20 protein-coding genes are annotated in these 21,620 nt (G+C 53.0%); 6 read left to right on the forward strand and 14 right to left on the reverse strand.

The window, feature by feature from the left end:
• Window positions 1–11: 11 nt before the first annotated feature.
• The 8 genes from rffG to trxA form a co-directional block, all read right to left on the reverse strand.
• On the reverse strand, window positions 12–1,079 hold the full coding sequence (gene rffG, locus FHD02_RS20470) for a dTDP-glucose 4,6-dehydratase (RefSeq protein WP_220394280.1): 1,068 nt from the start codon (window positions 1,077–1,079) through the stop codon (window positions 12–14).
• The gene (gene wecC, locus FHD02_RS20475; protein WP_042314050.1) at window positions 1,079–2,341 is read right to left on the reverse strand and encodes a UDP-N-acetyl-D-mannosamine dehydrogenase; all 1,263 of its coding nucleotides are present in this window, start codon (window positions 2,339–2,341) and stop codon (window positions 1,079–1,081) included. The genes rffG and wecC overlap by 1 nt, the downstream gene beginning before the upstream one ends.
• Window positions 2,338–3,468 carry a non-hydrolyzing UDP-N-acetylglucosamine 2-epimerase gene (wecB, locus tag FHD02_RS20480; protein ID WP_042314053.1) on the reverse strand — a complete coding sequence of 377 codons (1,131 nt, stop codon included), beginning with the start codon at window positions 3,466–3,468 and terminating at the stop codon, window positions 2,338–2,340. The genes wecC and wecB overlap by 4 nt, the downstream gene beginning before the upstream one ends.
• 55 nt (window positions 3,469–3,523) lie before the next feature.
• A complete protein-coding gene (gene wzzE / locus FHD02_RS20485) occupies window positions 3,524–4,570 on the reverse strand; it encodes an ECA polysaccharide chain length modulation protein (RefSeq protein WP_042314055.1) in 1,047 nt (348 codons plus the stop codon).
• A gap of 12 nt (window positions 4,571–4,582) precedes the next feature.
• Window positions 4,583–5,686: a UDP-N-acetylglucosamine--undecaprenyl-phosphate N-acetylglucosaminephosphotransferase gene (gene wecA, locus FHD02_RS20490; RefSeq protein WP_042314058.1), complete on the reverse strand. Its 1,104-nt coding sequence runs from the start codon at window positions 5,684–5,686 to the stop codon at window positions 4,583–4,585.
• 238 nt (window positions 5,687–5,924) lie between these two features.
• A complete protein-coding gene (gene rho / locus FHD02_RS20495; protein ID WP_002437993.1) occupies window positions 5,925–7,184 on the reverse strand; it encodes a transcription termination factor Rho in 1,260 nt (419 codons plus the stop codon).
• Between the two features lie 78 nt (window positions 7,185–7,262).
• Window positions 7,263–7,364: a rho operon leader peptide gene (locus FHD02_RS20500; RefSeq protein WP_110496374.1), complete on the reverse strand. Its 102-nt coding sequence runs from the start codon at window positions 7,362–7,364 to the stop codon at window positions 7,263–7,265.
• Window positions 7,365–7,522: 158 nt separating this feature from the next.
• Complete coding sequence (gene trxA / locus FHD02_RS20505; protein WP_001280776.1) at window positions 7,523–7,852, reverse strand: thioredoxin TrxA; 330 nt, start codon at window positions 7,850–7,852, stop codon at window positions 7,523–7,525.
• 131 nt (window positions 7,853–7,983) lie between these two features.
• Here trxA and rhlB point away from each other — a divergent pair, with 131 nt between their 5' ends.
• Together rhlB and gppA are read left to right on the forward strand one after the other, a co-directional pair.
• Window positions 7,984–9,252, forward strand: coding sequence for an ATP-dependent RNA helicase RhlB (gene rhlB / locus FHD02_RS20510; RefSeq protein WP_003829013.1), 1,269 nt, complete (start codon window positions 7,984–7,986; stop codon window positions 9,250–9,252).
• Between the two features lie 136 nt (window positions 9,253–9,388).
• The gene (gene gppA / locus FHD02_RS20515; protein WP_042314061.1) at window positions 9,389–10,870 is read left to right on the forward strand and encodes a guanosine-5'-triphosphate,3'-diphosphate diphosphatase; all 1,482 of its coding nucleotides are present in this window, start codon (window positions 9,389–9,391) and stop codon (window positions 10,868–10,870) included.
• Between the two features lie 37 nt (window positions 10,871–10,907).
• Here the strand turns inward: gppA and rep are convergent, their stop codons facing one another.
• The 4 genes from rep to FHD02_RS20535 form a co-directional block, all read right to left on the reverse strand.
• On the reverse strand, window positions 10,908–12,932 hold the full coding sequence (gene rep / locus FHD02_RS20520; protein ID WP_061381060.1) for a DNA helicase Rep: 2,025 nt from the start codon (window positions 12,930–12,932) through the stop codon (window positions 10,908–10,910).
• A gap of 103 nt (window positions 12,933–13,035) precedes the next feature.
• Window positions 13,036–13,764, reverse strand: a complete 729-nt coding sequence (pnuC, locus tag FHD02_RS20525; protein WP_137361411.1) for a nicotinamide riboside transporter PnuC — start codon at window positions 13,762–13,764, stop codon at window positions 13,036–13,038.
• The gene (locus FHD02_RS20530; RefSeq protein ID WP_170972945.1) at window positions 13,764–14,513 is read right to left on the reverse strand and encodes a nucleoside phosphorylase; all 750 of its coding nucleotides are present in this window, start codon (window positions 14,511–14,513) and stop codon (window positions 13,764–13,766) included. The genes pnuC and FHD02_RS20530 overlap by 1 nt, the downstream gene beginning before the upstream one ends.
• A gap of 25 nt (window positions 14,514–14,538) precedes the next feature.
• Window positions 14,539–15,243 carry a Crp/Fnr family transcriptional regulator gene (locus tag FHD02_RS20535; RefSeq protein WP_137350204.1) on the reverse strand — a complete coding sequence of 235 codons (705 nt, stop codon included), beginning with the start codon at window positions 15,241–15,243 and terminating at the stop codon, window positions 14,539–14,541.
• Window positions 15,244–15,437: 194 nt separating this feature from the next.
• Between FHD02_RS20535 and ppiC (FHD02_RS20540) the strand changes: the two genes are divergently transcribed.
• Window positions 15,438–15,719: a peptidylprolyl isomerase PpiC gene (gene ppiC / locus FHD02_RS20540; protein WP_061381061.1), complete on the forward strand. Its 282-nt coding sequence runs from the start codon at window positions 15,438–15,440 to the stop codon at window positions 15,717–15,719.
• 49 nt (window positions 15,720–15,768) lie between these two features.
• Window positions 15,769–16,050 (forward strand): peptidylprolyl isomerase PpiC, encoded by a 282-nt coding sequence (gene ppiC / locus FHD02_RS20545; RefSeq protein ID WP_003017999.1) that lies wholly within the window; start codon window positions 15,769–15,771, stop codon window positions 16,048–16,050.
• Window positions 16,051–16,101: 51 nt separating this feature from the next.
• Here the strand turns inward: ppiC (FHD02_RS20545) and ilvC are convergent, their stop codons facing one another.
• Window positions 16,102–17,577 carry a ketol-acid reductoisomerase gene (ilvC, locus tag FHD02_RS20550; protein WP_001726996.1) on the reverse strand — a complete coding sequence of 492 codons (1,476 nt, stop codon included), beginning with the start codon at window positions 17,575–17,577 and terminating at the stop codon, window positions 16,102–16,104.
• Between the two features lie 164 nt (window positions 17,578–17,741).
• Here ilvC and ilvY point away from each other — a divergent pair, with 164 nt between their 5' ends.
• Both ilvY and fabV read left to right on the forward strand, forming a co-directional pair.
• Window positions 17,742–18,644, forward strand: coding sequence for an HTH-type transcriptional activator IlvY (gene ilvY / locus FHD02_RS20555; RefSeq protein ID WP_137361412.1), 903 nt, complete (start codon window positions 17,742–17,744; stop codon window positions 18,642–18,644).
• Window positions 18,645–18,819: 175 nt separating this feature from the next.
• Complete coding sequence (gene fabV, locus FHD02_RS20560) at window positions 18,820–20,013, forward strand: enoyl-ACP reductase FabV (protein WP_042314082.1); 1,194 nt, start codon at window positions 18,820–18,822, stop codon at window positions 20,011–20,013.
• Window positions 20,014–20,075: 62 nt separating this feature from the next.
• Here the strand turns inward: fabV and ilvA are convergent, their stop codons facing one another.
• Complete coding sequence (ilvA, locus tag FHD02_RS20565; protein ID WP_137361413.1) at window positions 20,076–21,620, reverse strand: threonine ammonia-lyase, biosynthetic; 1,545 nt, start codon at window positions 21,618–21,620, stop codon at window positions 20,076–20,078.

The following is a 21,620-nucleotide window of genomic DNA, read 5'->3' on the forward strand; positions in this document are numbered from 1 at the left end:
AAACCAGGCTGTTAGCCCTTCAGACCTAAACGTTCGCCCTGATAGCTGCCATCCTGCACGGGTTTCCACCATGCCTGATTATCCAGATACCACTGCACGGTTTTGCGCATTCCGCTTTCAAACGTTTCCTGCGGTATCCAGCCTAATTCACGCGCAATTTTCGACGCGTCAATGGCATACCGCACATCATGACCCGGGCGATCGTCAACAAAAGTGATCAAGTCTCGGTACTGTGCAATACCCTGCGGTTTTTGCGGCGCCAGCTCTTCCAAAAGGCTACAAACCGTTTCGACAACGTCCAGGTTTTTACGCTCATTGTGGCCACCAATATTATAGGTTTCCCCAATCGCGCCCGTTGTCGCCACGCAATAGAGCGCCCTGGCATGATCTTCTACGTACAACCAGTCGCGGATCTGTTGCCCATTGCCGTATACCGGCAGCGGTTTCCCAGCCAATGCATTGAGGATCATCAGCGGGATGAGTTTTTCCGGGAAATGATAGGGGCCATAGTTGTTAGAGCAGTTGGTAATGAGCGTTGGCAGGCCATAGGTTCGCAACCACGCGCGTACCAGATGATCGCTGCTGGCTTTCGACGCGGAATAAGGACTACTCGGCGCATACGGTGTGCTTTCAGTAAAGAAATCATCCGTCGAATGGAGATCGCCATACACCTCATCAGTTGAGATATGGTGGAAGCGAAACGCCAATTTTTTCTCGCTGGCCAATGCACTCCAGTAAGCGCGCGCCGCTTCCAACAGCGTGTAGGTTCCCACGATGTTGGTTTCGATAAAGGCAGCCGGGCCATCAATGGAGCGATCGACATGGCTTTCTGCCGCCAGATGCATCACGCAGTCTGGCTGGTATTGTTGAAACACCTTGTCGAGCGATGCCCGATCGCAGATATCAACTTTCTCAAAGGCAAAACGGTCATTCTGTGCAACCGGCGCCAGCGACATCAGATTCCCGGCATAGGTCAGCTTATCGACCACAACCACCGCATCCTGGGTCTCATGAATAATATGCCGTACAACCGCCGAGCCGATAAACCCCGCGCCACCGGTAACCAGAATTCGTTTCATTAGCGCCAGACCCCTTTGGTATCAACGATGTACTGCTGAAGAACCGCATCGCCTTTAATGGCTTTAAATTCATTATGGTCGACCAGCATGACCAGCACATCGGCGCTTTCCAGCGCATCGTCCAGCGTCGCCAGTTGGCAAATGCCGTCCAGTTTTTTCGGCAATTGATGGATATTCGGTTCCACCACCAATGTTTCGCCTTTGTGCCAATGCGCGATGCTTTGCGCAATTCCCATCGCCGGACTTTCACGCAAATCATCAATATTCGGTTTAAAAGCCAAACCAAAGCAGGCGATTTTCACTTCGCTGGCCCGTTTGTTGGTATCTGCCAGACAATCGGCTACAGCTGCTTTTACCCGATCAACGACCCAATGAGGCTTACCATCATTAACCTCGCGTGCGGTACGGATCAGTTTCGCCTGCTGCGGGTTCTGCGCCACAATAAACCACGGATCGACCGCGATACAGTGCCCACCAACGCCCGGTCCTGGTTGCAGAATATTTACACGCGGATGACGGTTTGCCAGGCGAATCAGTTCCCAGACGTTAATCCCCTGATCGGCGCAAATTAACGATAATTCATTAGCGAAGGCGATATTGACGTCGCGGAAGCTATTCTCAGTCAGCTTGCACATTTCCGCGGTGCGGGCGTTGGTTACGACACATTCGCCCTCAAGGAAGATGTTATACAGCTCACTGGCGCGCGCGGAACAGACGGAAGTCATCCCGCCGATCACGCGGTCGTTTTTAATCAGTTCAACCATGACCTGGCCTGGCAACACACGCTCCGGGCAATAAGCAATATTCACATCGGCCTGTTCACCGACCTGCTGCGGGAACGTCAGGTCAGGCCGCATTTCTGCAAGCCATGCGGCCATCTGTTCAGTTGCCCCGACAGGTGACGTCGATTCAAGTATCACTAATGCGCCTTTTTTCAGCACCGGCGCGACAGACTTAGCCGCAGCTTCAACGTAGACCATATCGGGTTCATGCTCTCCCTTGAATGGGGTAGGCACAGCAATCAGATATGCATCAGCTTCTACGGGAGTGATGGTTGCACGAAGAAATCCGTTTTCGACCGCCGTTTTCACCACGGCGCCCAGATCGGGCTCAACAATGTGAATTTCGCCGCGATTAATGGTATCCACCGCATGTTGATTTACATCTACGCCAATTACATGTTTTTGACGGGAAGCAAAGGCAGCCGCCGTTGGCAGTCCGATATAACCCAGCCCAATGACAGAAATGGTCGTAAAACTCATAGCGATACCCGATTATTTTTTAACGCGTGTAAAATACGGCCACACGCCTGCCCGTCACCATATGGATTATGGGCACGGCTCATGGTCTGATATTCATTGTCGTCATGCAGCAAACGCGTGACTTCTTCTACGATACGCTGTGGGTCAGTACCCACCAGACGTACAGTGCCTGCGGTAATGGCTTCAGGCCGTTCCGTTGTTTCGCGCATCACCAGCACAGGTTTCCCCAGGGATGGAGCTTCTTCCTGAATTCCGCCGGAATCGGTCAGGATCAGCCAGGCGTGATTCATCAGCCAGACAAACGGCATGTAGTCCTGCGGTTCAATCAGAATCACGTTTTCAACGTGACCCAGGATGCGGTTGACCGGCTCGCTGACGTTAGGATTCAGGTGTACCGGGTAGACAATCTGCACATTCTGATTAGCCGCGGCAATTTCCGCCAGCGCGTGGCAAATTTGCTCAAAGCCGCGACCGAAGCTTTCCCGACGATGACCGGTCACCAGGATCATCTTTTTGTCAGCGCTCAGGAAAGGGTAATTTTCTGCCAGTTCCGCCCGCAATGCATCACTCGCCAGTACGCGGTCGCGTACCCAGATCAACGCATCAATAACCGTATTGCCAGTGACGAAAATACGATTATCAGGAATAGCTTCCCGTAACAAATTTTGGCGCGAGTTTTCTGTTGGCGCAAAATGATACATAGCCAGACGCCCAGTCAGCGTACGGTTCGCCTCTTCCGGCCAGGGAGAGTAAAGATCGCCGGTACGTAAACCCGCCTCGACATGCCCCACCGGGATGCGCTGATAAAACGCAGCCAAACTGGTGGCAATCGTAGTCGTGGTATCACCGTGAACCAGCACCACATCAGGTTTGAAATCAGCCAGAATTGGCTTTAATCCTTCAAGGATTCGGCAGGTAATTTCTGTTAGCCCCTGACCTGGCTGCATAATATTGAGATCGTAATCAGGTACTATGGAAAAGAGGTTCAACACCTGATCGAGCATCTCCCGATGCTGCGCCGTGACGCAAACTTTCGCCTCAAAATCAGGATCTTTTGCCAACGCATGAACCAGAGGAGCCATTTTTATAGCCTCCGGTCGCGTGCCAAATACAGTCAGTACTTTCACATCGATTCTCTTCGGATTGGCAGTGAGGGCCCAGCCCCTCACTGCAACGGTATTGCTAAATCGTGCGGCGACGGGTCAATGCGACACCAGCACCAATCAGAGCCCCAACGATGCCCCACATAATCATCAGGAAGGCACGGCGAGGGCTGTCACGTTTTACTGGCTCTTCCGGCGTACGCAAATAACGATATGTCTGAAAGCGAGGATCCAGAGTTGGCCCAACGTTCAGTGTGTTAAGCATGGCTCGGTTTTGGAAGTAGTCCAGATCAAAATCCGGACCAACGGACTGTAGGTTTTCGAGTCGCGCCTGCAGCATAGGGCGTCCAAGCAAGAACAGTTCAGAATCCGGCAACTCATCAGCAGGAACATCTGTGGAAGTACGAGAAATGTTATGCTGTTCGGCAATTTTGAGTGCCTGCTCAATATTGTGAACACGGCGGGAGAATATCGATTTCGCCACTTCTTCCTGGCGCTTAACCTGCGCCTTCATCTGCACGGTGCGTGCAGCCCAGGCCCCTTTTAACTCTTCGTTCAGATGACGCGCCGCACGCTGGCTGGCAAAGGCGACGTACTGACGCAGCAGATTGTTGGCATCAGGAGCCGTCTCCGCAATCAGTTTCACACTGTCATTGGTATTACGCATCGCATCGCCAGGCATAAACTGAATGTTATTGATCAGTTCGTCCAGCATCGCCGCATCGGCTTTACTGTTACCCACCATACGCTGCTTATAGTAATCAGTCTGCTGCCAGAATTCACGGCGCGTATCCCAGGAGGCAAGCTGCATGATGAATTCTTTGTAGGCTTCGTCCATCACCGACGGCTGGTCCGCAGATGCGAGACTAGCCTTAATATCCAGGTTACGCAAAAACTGCTGTTGAGAATAGTAACCCCCCAACATATTAACCGTTGGCCTATCTGAAATCGCCGTAGCACTCCACTCCTGACGAGCAAAAAACGTATAGGCAAGAGCGGCTAGCGCAAAGGCGAGCGCTATACCGACGATCCACGCCTTCCCTGCCCACAAGGTACGAAACAACCCACGGATATCCAGTTCATTTTCAGCGCTCACGGCGTGTTCTCCCGGTAATGGTTGTGTCATCGTACCCTCAATTTATTTGGTTAAGTTTGGTTTACTTTCACGGTTTCTACGCAGCTTGCGCTTCAAGCGTTTGATAAATCTCGCTACCTTCCAGGCACGTTTAATACAAAAGTCGTATAAAACAAATGCCAGTAAAAAGAGCACCAGCATCACCCATTCCGGAACAACCCGGGAATATTCGGCCAGTACGCCGATAGCAGCCAGAATCGCTGCAGCCAACGTAATCAGGACAAAAGCCTGTCGGGAGGTAAACCCAGCGCGCATGATTAAGTGATGAATATGTTGGCGATCCGGGGAGAAAGGACTCATACCTTTACGTAAGCGACGATACATAATCGCCACCATATCCATTAGCGGAATGGCGATAATCCACAGTGCGGTGACAGGGCTAATAGGATGCGTTTTCCCTTGTGTGGTCTCCAGCAGGATCCAAATTACCGTGAAGCCAATCAGTGTACTGCCTGCATCGCCCATAAAGACTTTATAGCGACGTCCGAGTATCCCCAGGTTCAGCATGATATAAGGCAAAATGGCGGCGATCATGGCAAAACACCAGATAGCCAGGCTCGTCTGGCCATCAAACCACAGGATAAGTCCCATCGCGGCAAATGAAACGCTGGATAACCCGCCTAACAGGCCATCAATGCCATCCACCATATTAAAGGCGTTAATCGCCGCCCAGACGGCAAAAAGGGTAAGGAAATAACCAAAAGGACCGAGCACCATCTCCCAGGGACCAAAAATATACCCCAGGCTTAGCAAATACAGCTTACCAACCGCCATCATAATGATACCGATAATGGCCTGAACGGTTGCACGGATTTTTACACTAATATCAAAACGGTCATCCAGGGCACCGATAAATACCAGTACCCCGGCACAGGCCAGGTAGAGAGTAGCATGCGGGATGTAATAATCGGCGATGAGGAATGTAAAGCAAATGCCAGCGTAAACCGAGATCCCCCCAACCAGCGGAATCAGTCCCTGATGACGTTTGCGAAAGTTGGGTTTATCCACCAATCCTATCTTTTTCGCAACCTTGCGGGCAAAGAAAAGAAACAGCGTTGTGAATAAAAAAATACTGATGAGATCAGTACTTGCTGTCAGTAAATTCACTATACATGCTCTCAAAGAATATCAATATATGAAGTATAACCATCGAGGCGCATATTCAGAAGAGAAACCCGATTCCATATCAGGTGGTTCTGTATGATTATTAACCACAAAATACGAATTATAACACTTCTTCGCCTGGCGGTATGTCATACCGGATTATTGTTATTGTGTCGTTAAGATTACATCTACAAAAGCAAAACGCCACGTAAAAACGTGGCGTTTTCAGATGATGCCAGGATCAGGAACGCTTCATCATATCGAAGAAGTCGTCGTTGGTCTTGGTCATCGCCAGCTTATTAATAAGGAATTCCATGGCGTCGATTTCACCCATCGGATGGATGATTTTGCGCAGGATCCACATTTTCTGCAGCTCTTCCTGGGTGGTGAGCAGCTCTTCTTTACGGGTACCGGAACGGTTGTAGTCGATAGCCGGGAAGACGCGTTTTTCCGCAATCTTACGAGAGAGGTGCAGTTCCATGTTGCCGGTACCTTTAAACTCTTCGTAGATAACTTCATCCATTTTAGAGCCGGTATCGATCAGCGCAGTTGCGATGATGGTCAGGCTGCCGCCCTCTTCCACGTTACGCGCAGCACCAAAGAAACGCTTCGGACGGTGCAGGGCGTTAGCGTCCACACCACCGGTCAGCACTTTACCGGAAGCCGGAACCACGGTGTTATAAGCACGCGCCAGACGGGTGATGGAGTCGAGCAGAATGATAACGTCTTTCTTGTGTTCAACCAGGCGTTTTGCCTTCTCGATGACCATTTCCGCAACCTGAACGTGACGGGATGCTGGTTCATCAAAAGTAGACGCAACCACTTCACCTTTCACCAGACGCTGCATCTCGGTTACTTCTTCCGGACGTTCGTCAATCAGCAGCACCATCAGCACACAGTCTGGATGGTTGTATGCAATGCTCTGCGCGATATTCTGCAGCAGCATGGTTTTACCCGCTTTCGGCGGAGCAACAATCAGACCACGCTGGCCACGACCGATCGGCGATGCCAGATCCAGTACGCGCGCCGTTAAGTCTTCAGTAGAACCATTACCACGTTCCATACGCAGACGAGAGTTTGCGTGCAGCGGGGTTAAGTTCTCAAAGAGGATTTTGTTACGGGCGTTTTCCGGTTTGTCGTAGTTAACTTCGTTAACTTTCAACAGCGCAAAGTAGCGTTCACCTTCTTTCGGCGGGCGAATCTTACCAGAAATGGTATCACCAGTGCGGAGGTTGAAACGGCGGATTTGGCTGGGAGAAACGTAGATGTCATCAGGACCGGCGAGGTAGGAGCTGTCTGCAGAGCGGAGGAAACCAAATCCGTCCTGCAATATCTCCAGCACACCGTCACCAAAGATATCCTCGCCACTCTTTGCGTGCTGCTTCAGGATGGCAAAAATAATGTCCTGCTTGCGCATACGAGCCAGGTTTTCAAGGCCCATATTTTCGCCGAGAGTGATCAGCTCAGAAACCGGCGTATTCTTTAATTCGGTAAGATTCATAATGGTGTGAGTTCTTAAACTTGGGGTAAATCTCGAACTTAATGTTGTGAATGGTATGGCAGGGTCATCCATGCCTGTTTACGGCCATCGACTCATGTCTGTTCGCTGTCTGGTCACAGGAAAGTACGCAGAACTGAAACGACAAGACGGATTGAGTGATAAGGCCCTGAATCTGTCCACTTCTCGCGCGAGAAACAACGGGAAGTATGGGATGTAACCAGATTCAAACTTAATAAGGTATGTTTAATACGAAGTCAACACTAACTTAGCACGACTCAAGTCGGGCGTCCAGTCATCCGAATCAATTCGAAGTATGGTCGCCCGATCATGAGACTTCCTTACGCCAAATTCGCGTCGAGGAATTCTTTCAACTGACCTTTGGACAGTGCGCCGACTTTAGTCGCCGCTACTTCGCCGTTTTTAAACAGCAGCAGGGTCGGGATACCACGAATACCATACTTCGGCGCGGTGCCTGGGTTTTGGTCAATGTTCAGTTTAGCAACCGTCAGTTTGCCCTGATATTCGTCAGCGATTTCATCCAGAATCGGAGCGATCATTTTGCACGGACCGCACCACTCTGCCCAGAAATCAACAAGGATCGCTCCGTCCGCTTTGAGTACATCCGTGTCAAAACTGTCGTCAGTCAGGTGAATAATTTTATCGCTCATATATAACTCCACAGGAATAAGCCTGGCGTGTTGGTGTAGGCTGTTGGTGTAGCATTAACCAACTAAAGGTTGACTTTATTTCACCGGATACGCTTTCGTAAAGCAATAGTAAGCTGATATTCTACCACACTATGAGCAAAACACATTTAACAGAACAGAAGTTTTCCGACTTCGCCCTGCACCCAAAGGTGATAGAAGCCCTTGAAAATAAAGGGTTTCATAACTGCACGCCCATTCAGGCCCTCGCGCTGCCGCTAACGCTGGCAGGTCGTGATGTTGCAGGGCAGGCGCAAACCGGTACCGGAAAAACGATGGCGTTCCTGACGTCAACGTTTCATTATCTTCTCTCTCATCCCGCGATTGCCGATCGCAAGGTGAACCAACCGCGTGCGTTAATTATGGCGCCAACGCGTGAGTTAGCCGTGCAGATCCACGCCGATGCCGAGCCGCTGGCACAGACCACCGGTCTGAAATTAGGCCTGGCTTATGGCGGCGACGGTTACGACAAACAGCTGAAAGTGCTGGAAAGCGGCGTCGATATTCTTATCGGCACGACCGGTCGTCTCATTGACTATGCAAAGCAGAACCACATTAACCTGGGCGCGATTCAGGTCGTGGTGCTGGATGAAGCCGATCGTATGTACGATCTGGGCTTTATTAAAGATATCCGTTGGCTGTTCCGTCGTATGCCGCCAACCACCCAACGTCTGAACATGCTGTTTTCTGCAACCCTCTCTTATCGCGTCCGCGAACTGGCGTTCGAACAGATGAATAACGCTGAGTACGTTGAAGTCGAACCGGAGCAGAAAACAGGTCACCGCATTAAAGAAGAACTCTTCTATCCTTCCAACGAAGAAAAAATGCGTTTATTGCAAACGCTGATTGAAGAAGAGTGGCCAGATCGCGCCATCGTCTTTGCTAACACCAAGCACCGTTGTGAAGATATTTGGGGCAGCCTCGCTGCGGACGGTCATCGCGTCGGCCTGTTGACCGGTGACGTGGCGCAGAAAAAACGCCTGCGTATCCTGGATGAGTTCACCCGTGGCGATCTCGACATTCTTGTTGCGACTGACGTTGCCGCGCGTGGCCTGCATATCCCAGCCGTAACGCACGTCTTTAACTATGACCTGCCGGATGACTGTGAAGATTACGTTCACCGTATCGGTCGTACGGGTCGTGCTGGCGCAAGCGGTCACTCTATCAGCCTGGCCTGCGAAGAATACGCGCTGAATTTACCTGCAATCGAGACCTATATCGGCCACTCAATTCCGGTCAGCAAGTACAACCCGGATGCGCTAATGACCGATCTGCCGAAGCCGCTGCGCCTGACGCGCCCGCGCACAGGTAATGGCCCGCGTCGTACCGGTGGCGCTCCGCGTAATCGTCGTCGTTCAGGTTAAGAAAAGCTATGCCATACACAAAATCATTCAGCCTTTATCAAGGCGGCAAGAAAACGAATCCCGATGAGCTTACAAAAGTAAGTGATTCGGGTGAGAGAACGCAGCCAACACAGATACAGGTTGAAGGATGAAGTGTATGAACTCTACCTCGTTGTATGCAGCAATCGATCTCGGCTCCAATAGTTTTCATATGCTGGTCGTACGCGAGGTGGCGGGAAGCATCCAGACGCTCACGCGTATAAAACGCAAAGTGCGTCTGGCCGCTGGACTCAACAGCGATTACGTTCTCTCCACAGAGGCGATGGAGCGCGGTTGGCAATGTCTGCGCCTGTTTGCTGAACGCCTGCAGGATATTCCTCAACCACAAATCCGCGTGGTCGCCACGGCAACATTACGCATCGCCGTAAATGCCGATGTGTTTATCGCCAAAGCGCAAGAAATCCTTGGCTGTCCTGTCCAGGTCATTAGCGGCGAAGAAGAAGCACGACTGATTTATCAGGGTGTTGCCCACACTACCGGCGGGGCCGATCAGCGTCTGGTCGTTGATATTGGCGGCGCCAGCACTGAACTGGTTACCGGCTCCGGCGCACAAACGACTTCCTTGTTTAGCCTGTCAATGGGCTGCGTCACCTGGCTCGAACGGTATTTTACCGATCGTAATCTGGCGCAGGAAAACTTCGACCAGGCCGAAAAGGCTGCGCGCGAGGTGCTGCGTCCGGTCGCTGACAAACTGCGTTTTCATGGCTGGAAAGTCTGCGTTGGTGCTTCTGGTACCGTCCAGGCGCTGCAGGAAATCATGATGGCGCAAGGCATGGATGAGCGTATCACGCTGGCGAAACTTCAGCAGCTAAAGCAGCGAGCCATTCATTGTGGTCGTCTGGAAGAGCTGGAAATTGAAGGCTTAACGCTGGAACGTGCGCTGGTTTTCCCCAGCGGGCTGGCGATCCTGATTGCCATTTTCACCGAACTGAATATTCAGTGCATGACCCTTGCTGGCGGCGCATTACGCGAAGGGCTGGTCTATGGCATGCTACATCTGGCAGTGGATCAGGATATTCGCAGCCGCACGTTACGTAATATTCAGCGTCGATTTATGGTCGATACAGAGCAAGCGCATCGCGTTGCCATGTTAGCAACTAAATTCCTCGATCAAGTGGAAAATAAGTGGCATCTGGAAGCAATTAGTCGCGAACTACTGATTAGCGCCTGCCAGCTGCATGAAATTGGGCTGAGCGTTGATTTTAAACAGGCACCACAGCATGCGGCTTATCTGGTGCGCAATCTCGATCTTCCGGGTTTTACGCCGGCGCAGAAAAAACTGTTAGCCACGCTGTTACTCAACCAGACCAATCCGGTCGATCTCTCTTCGCTCCATCAGCAAAACGCCGTGCCACCCCGCATCGCGGAGCACCTTTGCCGTTTGCTACGACTGGCGATCATTTTCGCCAGCCGTCGTCGCGATGATTTGGTGCCGGAAATTCAGCTGGATGCAAGAGATGAGCACCTGACGGTCATACTACCTGAAGGCTGGCTGGAACATCACCCGCTAGGTAAAGAGCTCATCGATCAGGAAAGTGAGTGGCAAAGCTATGTCCACTGGCCGCTGGAAGTACGTTAATCGTTGATTTGCCGGAAGGCGCTCGCGCTTATCCGGCCTACGGCTTCGCTTTTGCCTTTGCCATCATTGCCCGAATATTGGCAATACTGGCCTGCCCTTTTTGCATCCGTTCCTCAGCACTTACCACTTTACGCTCCTGTTCCCAGATAACGTCATCCTGCGGCAGTTCTAACAGGAAACGGCTCGGTTCCGGGCGTATCAGCTCACCGTACTGACGGCGTTCTTTGCACAGTGTAAAGATGAGTTCTTTCTGTGCGCGGGTAATCCCTACATAAGCCAGACGACGCTCTTCATCTATATTGTCTTCATCAATGCTGCTCTGGTGCGGCAAAAATCCTTCTTCCATTCCCACCATAAATACGTAAGGAAACTCCAGCCCTTTTGAAGCGTGCAATGTCATCAACTGCACCTGATCCAGTTCTTCTTCGCTCTCTCCACGTTCCATCATGTCACGCAGGGTAAAACGAGTAACCACCTGGGTCAGGGTCATTGGCTCTTCCAGCTCGCTGCCTTCCAGCATCTCTGTCATCCAGCTAAACAGCGTGTTGACGTTCTTCATGCGCATTTCTGCCGCTTTCGGACTCGGCGAGGTTTCATACAGCCAGGACTCGTAATCAATGCCATGGATAAGATCGCGTACGGCCGCAACGGGTTCACGCTCTGCCAGGCGCTGAATTTCACCCAACCAGTGCGTAAAGCGGGTCAGTGAATCATATCCGCGTCCGGTCAGCGTCTGGCTCAGCCCCATGTCAAAGCTGGCGGTAAACAGGCTTTTATTACGCGTCATCGCCCATTCACCCAATTTCTGCAGCGTCGCTGGGCCAATCTCGCGCTTCGGTGTATTAACGATGCGCAGGAACGCGCTGTCGTCATCCGGGTTGCTGAGTACGCGTAGATAGGCCAGCAAGTCTTTAATCTCCGGACGGGAGAAGAACGATGTCCCACCAGAAATCTTGTACGGGATACGGTTCTGCATCAGGAATTTTTCGAACACCCGCGACTGGTGGTTGCCGCGATACAGAATCGCGTAGTCCTTATACTGCGTCTTATTGACGAAGTGATGGGCGATCAGTTCACCGGTGACGCGCTCCGCTTCATGCTCTTCGTTATTGGCGCTCAATACTTTAAGCTCCGCACCATAGCCCAGCTCGGAAAAAAGCCGCTTTTCAAACACATGTGGGTTATTAGCGATGAGAATATTCGCCGCCTTCAGGATGCGCCCGGAGGAACGGTAGTTTTGCTCCAGTTTAACCACCTGCAAGGCCGGGAAATCTTTGCTCAACAGCACCAGGTTCTGCGGACGCGCGCCGCGCCAGGAGTAGATCGACTGATCGTCATCGCCCACGACGGTGAAGCGCGCCCGTTTCCCCACCAGCAACTTCACCAGCTCGTACTGGCTGGTGTTGGTATCCTGATATTCATCCACCAGCAGGTAACGAATTTTGTTCTGCCAGCGCTCGCGCACTTCTTCATTGCGCTGAAGCAGCAGCGTGGGGAGCAGGATCAGATCGTCAAAATCGAGAACGTTACACGCCTTCATATGGGCGTCATACAAACCGTAGCAGTGAGCAAAAATACGATCGCGCTCGCCCTTTGCGCTGGCTGCCGCCTGCGCCGGGGTCATCAGATCGTTTTTCCAGTTGGAGATCGTCGAGATCAGCTGTTGGAGAATAAGCTTATCGTCTTCAATTAGCCCTTCGGTCAGCTCCTTAAGCAGGGCCACCTGGTCGGTATCGTCAAACAGCGAGAAGTTCGACTTCATCCCCAGCGCCGCATATTCACGCTTAATGACATCCAGTCCCAGAGTGTGGAAAGTGGAGATCATCAACCCGCGTGCTTCTTTACGCCCCAGCGTTTGCGCCACGCGCTCTTTCATCTCGCGCGCAGCCTTGTTGGTAAAGGTCACGGCCGCAATATGTCGAGCCTGGTAGCCGCATTCACGAATCAGATGCGCGATTTTATTGGTGATAACACGCGTCTTACCGGAACCTGCGCCCGCCAGCACCAGGCAAGGTCCGGTGACGAATTCGACGGCTTGTTGTTGTCCGGGGTTCAAACGCATAGAGGATTGCTCAATCTGTAAACACGGGGAGGTGGATTGTAGCAGAAAGAGGGGGAGAAAGAGTAACTGGCTACCTCTGCGGGTAGCCAGAAAATCGGGTCAATCAGGAAGCCGTCGCGGCTAGTGGTGTATAGCCGTTGCGCTGCGCGCTCTTGATCCAGCTGTAGGATCCCATCACCGCGATTGCCGTCAGCAGGACATACTCAAGCGACATGGCGTAAACGCCCTGCACCGCGTAAATAACCACGCTAATCACGTCGATAACTACCCACAGCAGCCAGTTTTCGACGAACTTGCGCGTCATCAGTACCATGGCCGCAATCGACAATACCAGCATGGTGGAATCCCAGAACGGGAAGGCATCGGGCTGGAGGTCAGGCATAGCGACCTGCATACCAAATGTTTGCAGCAGGGCAATCATGATGCGGGTGAGCGCCGCAAACACCGGGTCGATAAACAGCGTCATCAGAACAATCGCCACCGCACAAACGCCGCCTAATGCCAGGGTTTGCTGGCGTGAAAGCCAACGTACTTTGAGCGCAGCTTCCTGTGCCTCATTTTGTCGGCTCCACGCATACCAACCGTAAATGTTAGCGGCGAAGAAAAACACCTGCAGCAACAGACTGGCATAAAGCTGAATCTGGAAAAAGATTGCTGCAAACAGCGTGACGTTAATCAAGCCAAACAGGTAATTAATGATTTTTTCCCGGCTGGCACACCAGATACATAACAGACCAAATACGGTACCAATGGCTTCAATCCACGATAGCGCATACCCGCCTTCGCCGAGAGGAATGTTGACCATCACATTGTTAATGCTAAAAAAGTCCATCACTGACCTCCTGACTGGCTGACGGAATAAATGGCGCGGAGCGCCAGGGCAATTTGCCGTTCTTCACCCTGCTGGCACAACGCGTCCTGCTGGACATAATCATTGATGCTGCTATCCAGACAACCGTTGTGGGCAACCACCACGTTGAGTAATGACGCCGTACGTAACCCTCGCAGCGCGCCGATAGTCATCAGAGCGGCGCTCTCCATATCCGCGCCCAGAACGCCGAGCGCCGACCACCGCGCGTCCAGTTCTGCTTCCCGATCGGTATAAAAACTGTCGTGGCTACGCACCAGGCCGCACACGGCGGGGATATTCATCTGGCGCGCCTGCGCCATCAGTTCCCAGGTTAACTGCGGGTCGGCGCAGGCCGGATAGCCCGTTGGCGCATAGGTACGGCTGGTCCCGTCATCCGTTACTGCGGCATGGGCAATAATCACGTCACCGAGCGCAAGATTATCCTGCAACGCCCCACAGCTACCGATACGAATCAGGGTTGTTATGCCGATCTGGCGCAGTTCTTCAATGGCAATCGCCGTAGACGGCCCACCGATCCCGGTAGAGAGCACCAAAATCTCGATGCCCTGATACCAACCTCGCGCGGCGCGAAACTCCCGGTTTTGACCAAGCTGTTCTGGGTTATCAAGAAAATTGACGATGCGGTCGACCCGCAACGGGTCTCCCGGCAGCAGCGCATAGCGTGCGCCGGTCATCTCCTTGCTTAACTGGATATGGGGTTGCAGCGACATTCTCGCGCCTCCTTCACTCTGGCGGTTATCCGATATCAGCCTCCTGCTTTAACTTTTCAGGGACTAACAACACAATGCTTTCACCATCGGTATCAATAATCTGTAACGCTTTCAGATCATGTAAAATACGATTAATACTACGGGTCGTCGCCGCCAGCTCCTCGCTGAGGTTTAGCTTATCCAACAAAATTGCGTTGGTGCCATCTTGTTGATAACGCAGCCATAACGCCTGACACACTCGCTGATGCAGCGAGTAAAGATTGTCGCTGCTGGCCTTTTTTGACAGCTGATAATATTGCTGACTAAAGAAGCGCAGCATCCGCTGGTTAAAATGGTTATCTAAGGCCAGCCAGCGGCAAAAATATTCCTGCGACAAACTCAGGAGCTGCACATGCCCTACCGCCACCACCGAACAGATGTAATGACGCGACTCAAAGATCTCGAGCTCACCCAGCATGTCGCTTTTCCGGTAGCGGGCCTGACGATAACGACGTCCATCTTCAGCCTCATAGAACACATCCACTTCACCGGCAATAATTAGTGAAAAGCGCTGACATATTTCCCCCTGCCGGCAAATAAAGTCTCCGCGCGGGATCTCTTCAAAACACCATTGCTGCATGATTTCCAGAGGGCAATATTTCAGTAATTCATAAAGCTGTGGATCGCGAACAATATCACTAAGCCCGGAAAGCCAGCCGACTGAAAATTCAGGTTTTTTCATTGTATCCATGTTATCTCGCTCCACAGCGGTAGGGACAGGACGGCTGTCCCCGACAAGAAGGAATAGGGCAGATAAAAATGTCGCTCATCTCTCGCTTCCATACATCAGGCGAGACATCTGTCCCGTGATGGCGAAGAGTATATGTTCACGGCGAAGGTGGGTGATAAAGTAACGAGATATCTTTGAGACATGAGAACAAAATAATGGCTAAGAGCGCGGCAGCCCTGCACATCCTGGTAAAAGAAGAAAAACTGGCGCTGGAGATCCTCAGCAAGCTGGAGCGCGGTATTAGCTTCGATCACCTGGCAAAACGCTACTCTCGCTGTCCATCCGGGCGCAACGGCGGCGATTTGGGTGAATTCAAACAGGGGATGATGGTGGGGCCATTTGATGCCGCCGTGTTTAGCTGTCCATTGCTTAAACCTTACGGGCCGGTCAAAACCAAATTCGGCTATCACATCATCAAGGTGCTGTATCGCCGATAAGCCATGCTAAAATCGCCAGCCTTATATATTCCCTTTTGAAGGCACGATCATGGCAAAAACAGCAGCAGCAGTGCATATCCTTGTAAAAGAAGAGAAACTGGCACTGGATCTTCTGGAGCAGATTAAAAACGGTGCCGACTTCGGCAAACTGGCTAAGAAGCATTCCATCTGCCCATCGGGCAAACGCGGCGGCGATTTAGGTGAATTCCGTCAGGGCCAGATGGTGCCGGCGTTCGACAAAGTGGTCTTCTCTTGCCCGGTGCTGGAGCCAACCGGCCCGCTGCACACCCAGTTCGGTTACCACATAATTAAAGTGCTGTACCGCAACTAATAAAAAGCCCGGTGTTTAAACACCGGGCTTTTTTATCGGATGGCGCTACGCTTATCCGGCGACTGCAATACGTTTCATATCTGTCATATAGCCACGCAGTTTCTGGCCCACTTTCTCGATAGCATGACCGCGAATGGCGTCGTTAACGTCGCGCAGTTGCGCGTTATCTACCGCGCCTTCGGCAATCGCTTTGCCCAGGTCGCCAGTCTGCAGGGTAGTCATGAACTCTTTCAGCAGCGGTACGCAAGCGTAAGAGAACAGGTAGTTACCGTATTCTGCGGTATCGGAGATAACCACGTTCATTTCGTACAGACGCTTACGGGCGATGGTGTTCGCGATCAGCGGCAGTTCGTGCAGTGATTCGTAGTAAGCGGACTCTTCGATGATGCCGGAATCGACCATGGTTTCGAACGCCAGCTCAACACCCGCTTTCACCATCGCAATCATCAGCACGCCTTTATCGAAGTACTCCTGCTCGCCGATTTTACCTTCAAACTGCGGCGCGGTTTCGAACGCGGTTTTGCCGGTCTCTTCACGCCAGGTCAGCAGTTTCTTATCGTCGTTGGCCCAGTCTGCCATCATGCCGGAAGAGAATTCGCCGGAGATGATGTCATCCATGTGTTTCTGGAACAGCGGCGCCATAATCTCTTTCAGCTGTTCGGACAGCGCGTAAGCACGCAGTTTCGCCGGGTTAGACAGACGGTCCATCATCAGGGTGATGCCGCCCTGCTTCAGCGCTTCGGTGATGGTTTCCCAGCCGAACTGAATCAGTTTTTCCGCATAAGCCGGGTCGGTGCCTTCTGCCACCAGCTTGTCGAAGCACAGCAGAGAACCGGCCTGCAGCATACCGCACAGGATAGTCTGCTCGCCCATCAGGTCAGATTTCACTTCCGCCACGAAAGAAGATTCCAGTACGCCCGCACGGTGACCGCCGGTGGCCGCAGCCCAGGCTTTAGCAATCGCCATGCCTTCGCCTTTCGGATCGTTTTCCGGGTGAACGGCGATCAGGGTCGGAACACCGAAACCACGTTTGTACTCTTCACGCACTTCGGTACCCGGGCACTTCGGCGCAACCATCACCACGGTGATGTCTTTACGGATCTGCTCGCCGACTTCGACGATGTTGAAACCGTGGGAGTAGCCCAGTGCCGCACCGTCTTTCATCAGCGGCTGTACGGAACGAACAACGTCGGAGTGCTGTTTGTCTGGCGTCAGGTTAACCACCAGGTCCGCCTGCGGGATCAGCTCTTCGTAGGTGCCTACTTTGAAGCCGTTTTCGGTCGCTTTACGCCAGGAAGCACGCTTCTCAGCGATTGCTTCTTTACGCAGGGCATAGGAAATATCCAGACCGGAGTCACGCATGTTCAGGCCCTGGTTCAGACCCTGAGCGCCACAGCCGACGATGACCACTTTTTTACCCTGAAGGTAGCTCGCGCCGTCGGCGAATTCGTCGCGGCCCATAAAGCGGCATTTACCCAGCTGCGCCAGCTGCTGGCGCAGATTCAGTGTATTAAAGTAGTTAGCCATGATGGTGTACTCCGTGATGTTGTGTTGTGGTGCTTATTATTCGGTTCGCAGATTTGTATTTGCGAGATTGAATCCACATTACAACAGGAAATTTATTGCGGAAATTGATATATTCACAACGTCACGTTGCAATTTCTGCAACGTAAAACCGTGAGGTGAAATCGGTGGATTTACGCGATCTGAAAACCTTCCTGCATCTGGCGGAAAGCCGCCACTTTGGCCGCAGCGCGCGGGCGATGCACGTCAGTCCCTCCACGCTTTCCCGGCAAATTCAGCGGCTGGAAGAGGACCTCGGTCAGGCGCTGTTTGTGCGTGATAACCGCACGGTCACGCTGACCGAAGCAGGGGAAGAACTGCGGGTATTTGCCCAGCAAACGTTGTTGCAGTATCAGCAACTGCGCCACACCCTCGATCAGCAAGGACCATCACTTTCTGGTGAACTGCACATTTTCTGTTCGGTGACCGCGGCGTACAGCCACCTGCCGCCGATCCTCGACCGCTTCCGCGCCGAGCATCCCTCCGTCGAAATTAAGCTCACCACCGGCGACGCCGCCGACGCGATGGATAAAGTGGTCTCCGGCGAGGCCGATCTGGCGATTGCCGGTAAGCCGGAAACGCTGCCCGGTGCGGTGGCGTTTTCCATGCTGGAGAATCTGGCAGTGGTGCTGATCGCCCCGGCGCTGCCCTGCCCGGTGCGCAATCAGGTGTCGGTCGATAAGCCCGACTGGTCGACGGTGCCGTTTATCATGGCCGACCAGGGGCCGGTACGCCGTCGCATTGAGCTGTGGTTCCGTCGCCACAAAATCAGTAACCCGCAGATTTACGCCACCGTCGGCGGTCATGAGGCGATGGTCTCAATGGTGGCGCTCGGCTGCGGCGTGGCGCTGCTGCCGGAAGTTGTGCTGGAAAACAGCCCGGAACCGGTGCGCAATCGCGTGATGATTTTAGAGCGTAGCGACGAAAAAACGCCGTTTGAACTGGGCGTCTGCGCGCCGAAAAAGCGGCTGCATGAGCCGCTGATCGATGCCTTCTGGAAGATTGTGCTGGAACGCAAAATCGCCGAGTAGCGCCAGCGTCTGGCCTAAAATCAGTGGTAGATTCAGTATTGGCACTCCTTTTCTGTATAATGTCCCGTGCCATAATAGATGTGGGGGGCTTGTTAACCATGCCGTTAAGCAAGCCAGAACAGACGGTGTCATTGCGCACTTGACAGCGAAAATACAAACTTAATTAGCCATCATTATGATAATCAAACCAAAAATTCGTGGATTCATCTGTACAACGACCCATCCGACTGGCTGCAAAGTCAATGTGGAAAAACAGATCGAGTACGTTAAGCAAAACGGGAAAATTGAGAACGGCCCTTCCCGCGTGCTGGTGATCGGTGCTTCCACCGGTTACGGCCTGGCATCCAGAATTTCCGCCGCCTTTGGCAGCGGTGCCGCCACTATCGGCGTATTTTTCGAAAAACCGGGCACGGAAACCAAACCTGGTTCCGCGGGCTGGTATAACTCTGCCGCCTTCGATGAAGCTGCTAAGCGCGAAGGCCTTTACTCCAAAAGCATCAACGGCGACGCGTTCTCCGATGAGTGCCGCGACGAAGTGATCAAACTGATCAAAGAAGACCTGGGTCAGATTGATTTAGTGGTTTACTCACTGGCGTCCCCGGTGCGTAAAATGCCGAAAACCGGCGAAATCGTCCGTTCTGCGCTGAAGCCAATCGGCGAGGTTTATACCTCTAAAGCGATTGATACCAACAAAGATCAGATCATCACCGCCAGCATTGAGCCGGCCACCGAAGAAGAAGTTCAGAACACCGTTACCGTTATGGGCGGCGAAGACTGGGAACTGTGGATGGGCGCGCTGAGCGAAGCGGGCGTGCTGGCTGACGGCGTGAAAACCGTGGCTTACTCCTACATCGGTACCGACCTGACCTGGCCAATCTACTGGCACGGCGCGCTGGGCAAAGCGAAAGAAGACCTCGACCGCGCGGCAGGTGAACTGCGTAAGCAGCTGGCACCGCTCAACGGCTCCGCGAACGTTGCCGTCCTGAAATCCGTTATCACCCAGGCCTCTTCTGCTATTCCGGTAATGCCGCTGTACATTTCCATGGTCTTCAAGCTGATGAAAGAACAGGGGATTCACGAAGGTTGTATCGAGCAGATCAACCGTCTGATGACCACCAGCCTGTACGGCGATAAAGTGGCGCTTGATGATAATCAACGTATCCGTATGGATGACTGGGAACTGCGTGACGACATTCAGCAGGCGTGCCGTGACCTGTGGCCGCTGATCACCACCGAAAATCTGGCGCAGGAAACTGACTATGCAGGTTACAAGCAGGAATTCCTGAACCTGTTCGGTTTTGCCCTCGACGGTGTGGATTACGACGCGGACGTGAACACCGAAGTCGAATTCGAAGTCATCACGCTGTAATTCTCTGATTCAGATGTAAAAAAGGGTTCATGTTTCCATGAACCCTTTTTTTATGGCCGCCGTTAGCCCGCAAGGAAGAACCTGAACGCCGGGTTATTGGTCTCGTCGTGGCACTCATACCCCAATTCGTTGAGCCGGGTTTCGAAGTCCGGTTCGTTATCGCCCAGCTCAAACGCCGCCAGTACACGGCCATAGTCGGTACCGTGGCTACGGTAGTGGAACAGGGAAATATTCCAGTGCGTACCCAGGGTGTAGAGGAACTTCAGCAGCGCACCCGGCGATTCCGGGAACTCAAAGCTGTAGAGGCGCTCTTGCAACGGCTTAGACGGACGGCCGCCGACCATATAGCGCACGTGCAGCTTGGCCATTTCATCGTCTGACAGATCCACCACGCTGTAACCGCCGTCTTTGAGTAGGCTAAGGATTTCCTTACGCTCCTCAACGCCGCGGCTCAGCCGCACGCCCACGAAGATGCAGGCATCTTTGGCGTCAGCAAAGCGATAGTTGAACTCGGTCACCGAACGCCCGCCCAGCAGCTGGCAGAACTTCAGGAAGCTGCCCTTCTCTTCCGGGATCGTCACCGCCAGCAACGCTTCGCGTTGTTCGCCCAGCTCGCAGCGTTCGGAAACGTAGCGCAGGCCGTGGAAGTTCACGTTAGCACCGGACAGCACATGCGCCAGACGTTCGCCGCGGATGTTGTGCTGGGCGATATATTTTTTCATCCCCGCCAGCGCCAGCGCCCCGGAAGGCTCCGCCACCGCGCGTACATCTTCAAACAGGTCTTTCATCGCCGCACAGATAGCGTCGCTATCGACGGTAATAATGTCATCGAGATATTCCTGGCACAGGCGGAAGGTTTCATCGCCGATGCGTTTTACCGCGACACCTTCAGCAAAGAGACCGACGCGTGGCAGATCCACCGGATGACCGGCATCCAGCGCCGCTTTCAGGCAGGCTGAATCTTCCGCTTCGACGGCGATAACCTTGATCTGCGGCATCAGCTGTTTAATCAGCACCGCCACGCCCGCCGCTAACCCGCCACCGCCCACCGGCACAAAGACGCGGTCAAGGTGAGCATCCTGCTGAAGTAACTCCAGCGCCAGCGTGCCCTGCCCGGCAATCACCATCGGGTGATCAAACGGCGGCACCCAGGTAAAGCCCTGCTGCTGGGAAAGCTCAATCGCTTTGGCTTTGGCTTCATCAAAATTCGCGCCGTGCAACAGCACTTCACCGCCGAAACCGCGAACGGCGTCGACTTTGATATCAGCGGTCGCCGTTGGCATGACAATCAGTGCCTTCACACCTAATCGCGCAGAAGAGAACGCGACCCCCTGGGCGTGATTACCTGCAGATGCGGTAATGACGCCATGCGCTTTTTGCTCTTCGGTCAGGCCCGCCATCATCGCGTAGGCCCCGCGCAGCTTAAAGCTGTGAACAGGTTGCCTGTCTTCGCGCTTCACCAGAATCACGTTGTCGAGGCGCGAAGAGAGTTTTTCCATTTTTTGTAGCGGCGTTACCTGCGCCGCTTCGTAAACCGGCGCACGCAGCACCGCTCTGAGATACTCGGCTCCCTCAGGGGCGCCGGACAAGGGTTGTGAATCCGCCAT

Source organism: Citrobacter sp. EC_71 (assembly GCF_019584005.1).
GTDB lineage: Bacteria > Pseudomonadota > Gammaproteobacteria > Enterobacterales > Enterobacteriaceae > Citrobacter > Citrobacter werkmanii.

What these genes read in the sequence shown, in the direction of transcription:
- rep (WP_061381060.1), bottom strand. Translation starts at nt 12,932, where the DNA reads ATGCGTTTGAACCCCGGACAACAACAAGCCGTCGAATTCGTCACCGGA.
- rffG (WP_220394280.1), bottom strand. Translation starts at nt 1,079, where the DNA reads ATGAAACGAATTCTGGTTACCGGTGGCGCGGGGTTTATCGGCTCGGCG.
- wzzE (WP_042314055.1), bottom strand. Translation starts at nt 4,570, where the DNA reads ATGACACAACCATTACCGGGAGAACACGCCGTGAGCGCTGAAAATGAA.
- FHD02_RS20535 (WP_137350204.1), bottom strand. Translation starts at nt 15,243, where the DNA reads ATGGATACAATGAAAAAACCTGAATTTTCAGTCGGCTGGCTTTCCGGG.
- FHD02_RS20530 (WP_170972945.1), bottom strand. Translation starts at nt 14,513, where the DNA reads ATGTCGCTGCAACCCCATATCCAGTTAAGCAAGGAGATGACCGGCGCA.
- pnuC (WP_137361411.1), bottom strand. Translation starts at nt 13,764, where the DNA reads ATGGACTTTTTTAGCATTAACAATGTGATGGTCAACATTCCTCTCGGC.
- ppiC (WP_003017999.1), top strand. Translation starts at nt 15,769, where the DNA reads ATGGCAAAAACAGCAGCAGCAGTGCATATCCTTGTAAAAGAAGAGAAA.
- trxA (WP_001280776.1), bottom strand. Translation starts at nt 7,852, where the DNA reads ATGAGCGATAAAATTATTCACCTGACTGACGACAGTTTTGACACGGAT.
- rho (WP_002437993.1), bottom strand. Translation starts at nt 7,184, where the DNA reads ATGAATCTTACCGAATTAAAGAATACGCCGGTTTCTGAGCTGATCACT.
- ilvC (WP_001726996.1), bottom strand. Translation starts at nt 17,577, where the DNA reads ATGGCTAACTACTTTAATACACTGAATCTGCGCCAGCAGCTGGCGCAG.
- fabV (WP_042314082.1), top strand. Translation starts at nt 18,820, where the DNA reads ATGATAATCAAACCAAAAATTCGTGGATTCATCTGTACAACGACCCAT.
- wecC (WP_042314050.1), bottom strand. Translation starts at nt 2,341, where the DNA reads ATGAGTTTTACGACCATTTCTGTCATTGGGCTGGGTTATATCGGACTG.
- ilvA (WP_137361413.1), bottom strand. Translation starts at nt 21,620, where the DNA reads ATGGCGGATTCACAACCCTTGTCCGGCGCCCCTGAGGGAGCCGAGTAT.
- rhlB (WP_003829013.1), top strand. Translation starts at nt 7,984, where the DNA reads ATGAGCAAAACACATTTAACAGAACAGAAGTTTTCCGACTTCGCCCTG.
- gppA (WP_042314061.1), top strand. Translation starts at nt 9,389, where the DNA reads ATGAACTCTACCTCGTTGTATGCAGCAATCGATCTCGGCTCCAATAGT.
- ppiC (WP_061381061.1), top strand. Translation starts at nt 15,438, where the DNA reads ATGGCTAAGAGCGCGGCAGCCCTGCACATCCTGGTAAAAGAAGAAAAA.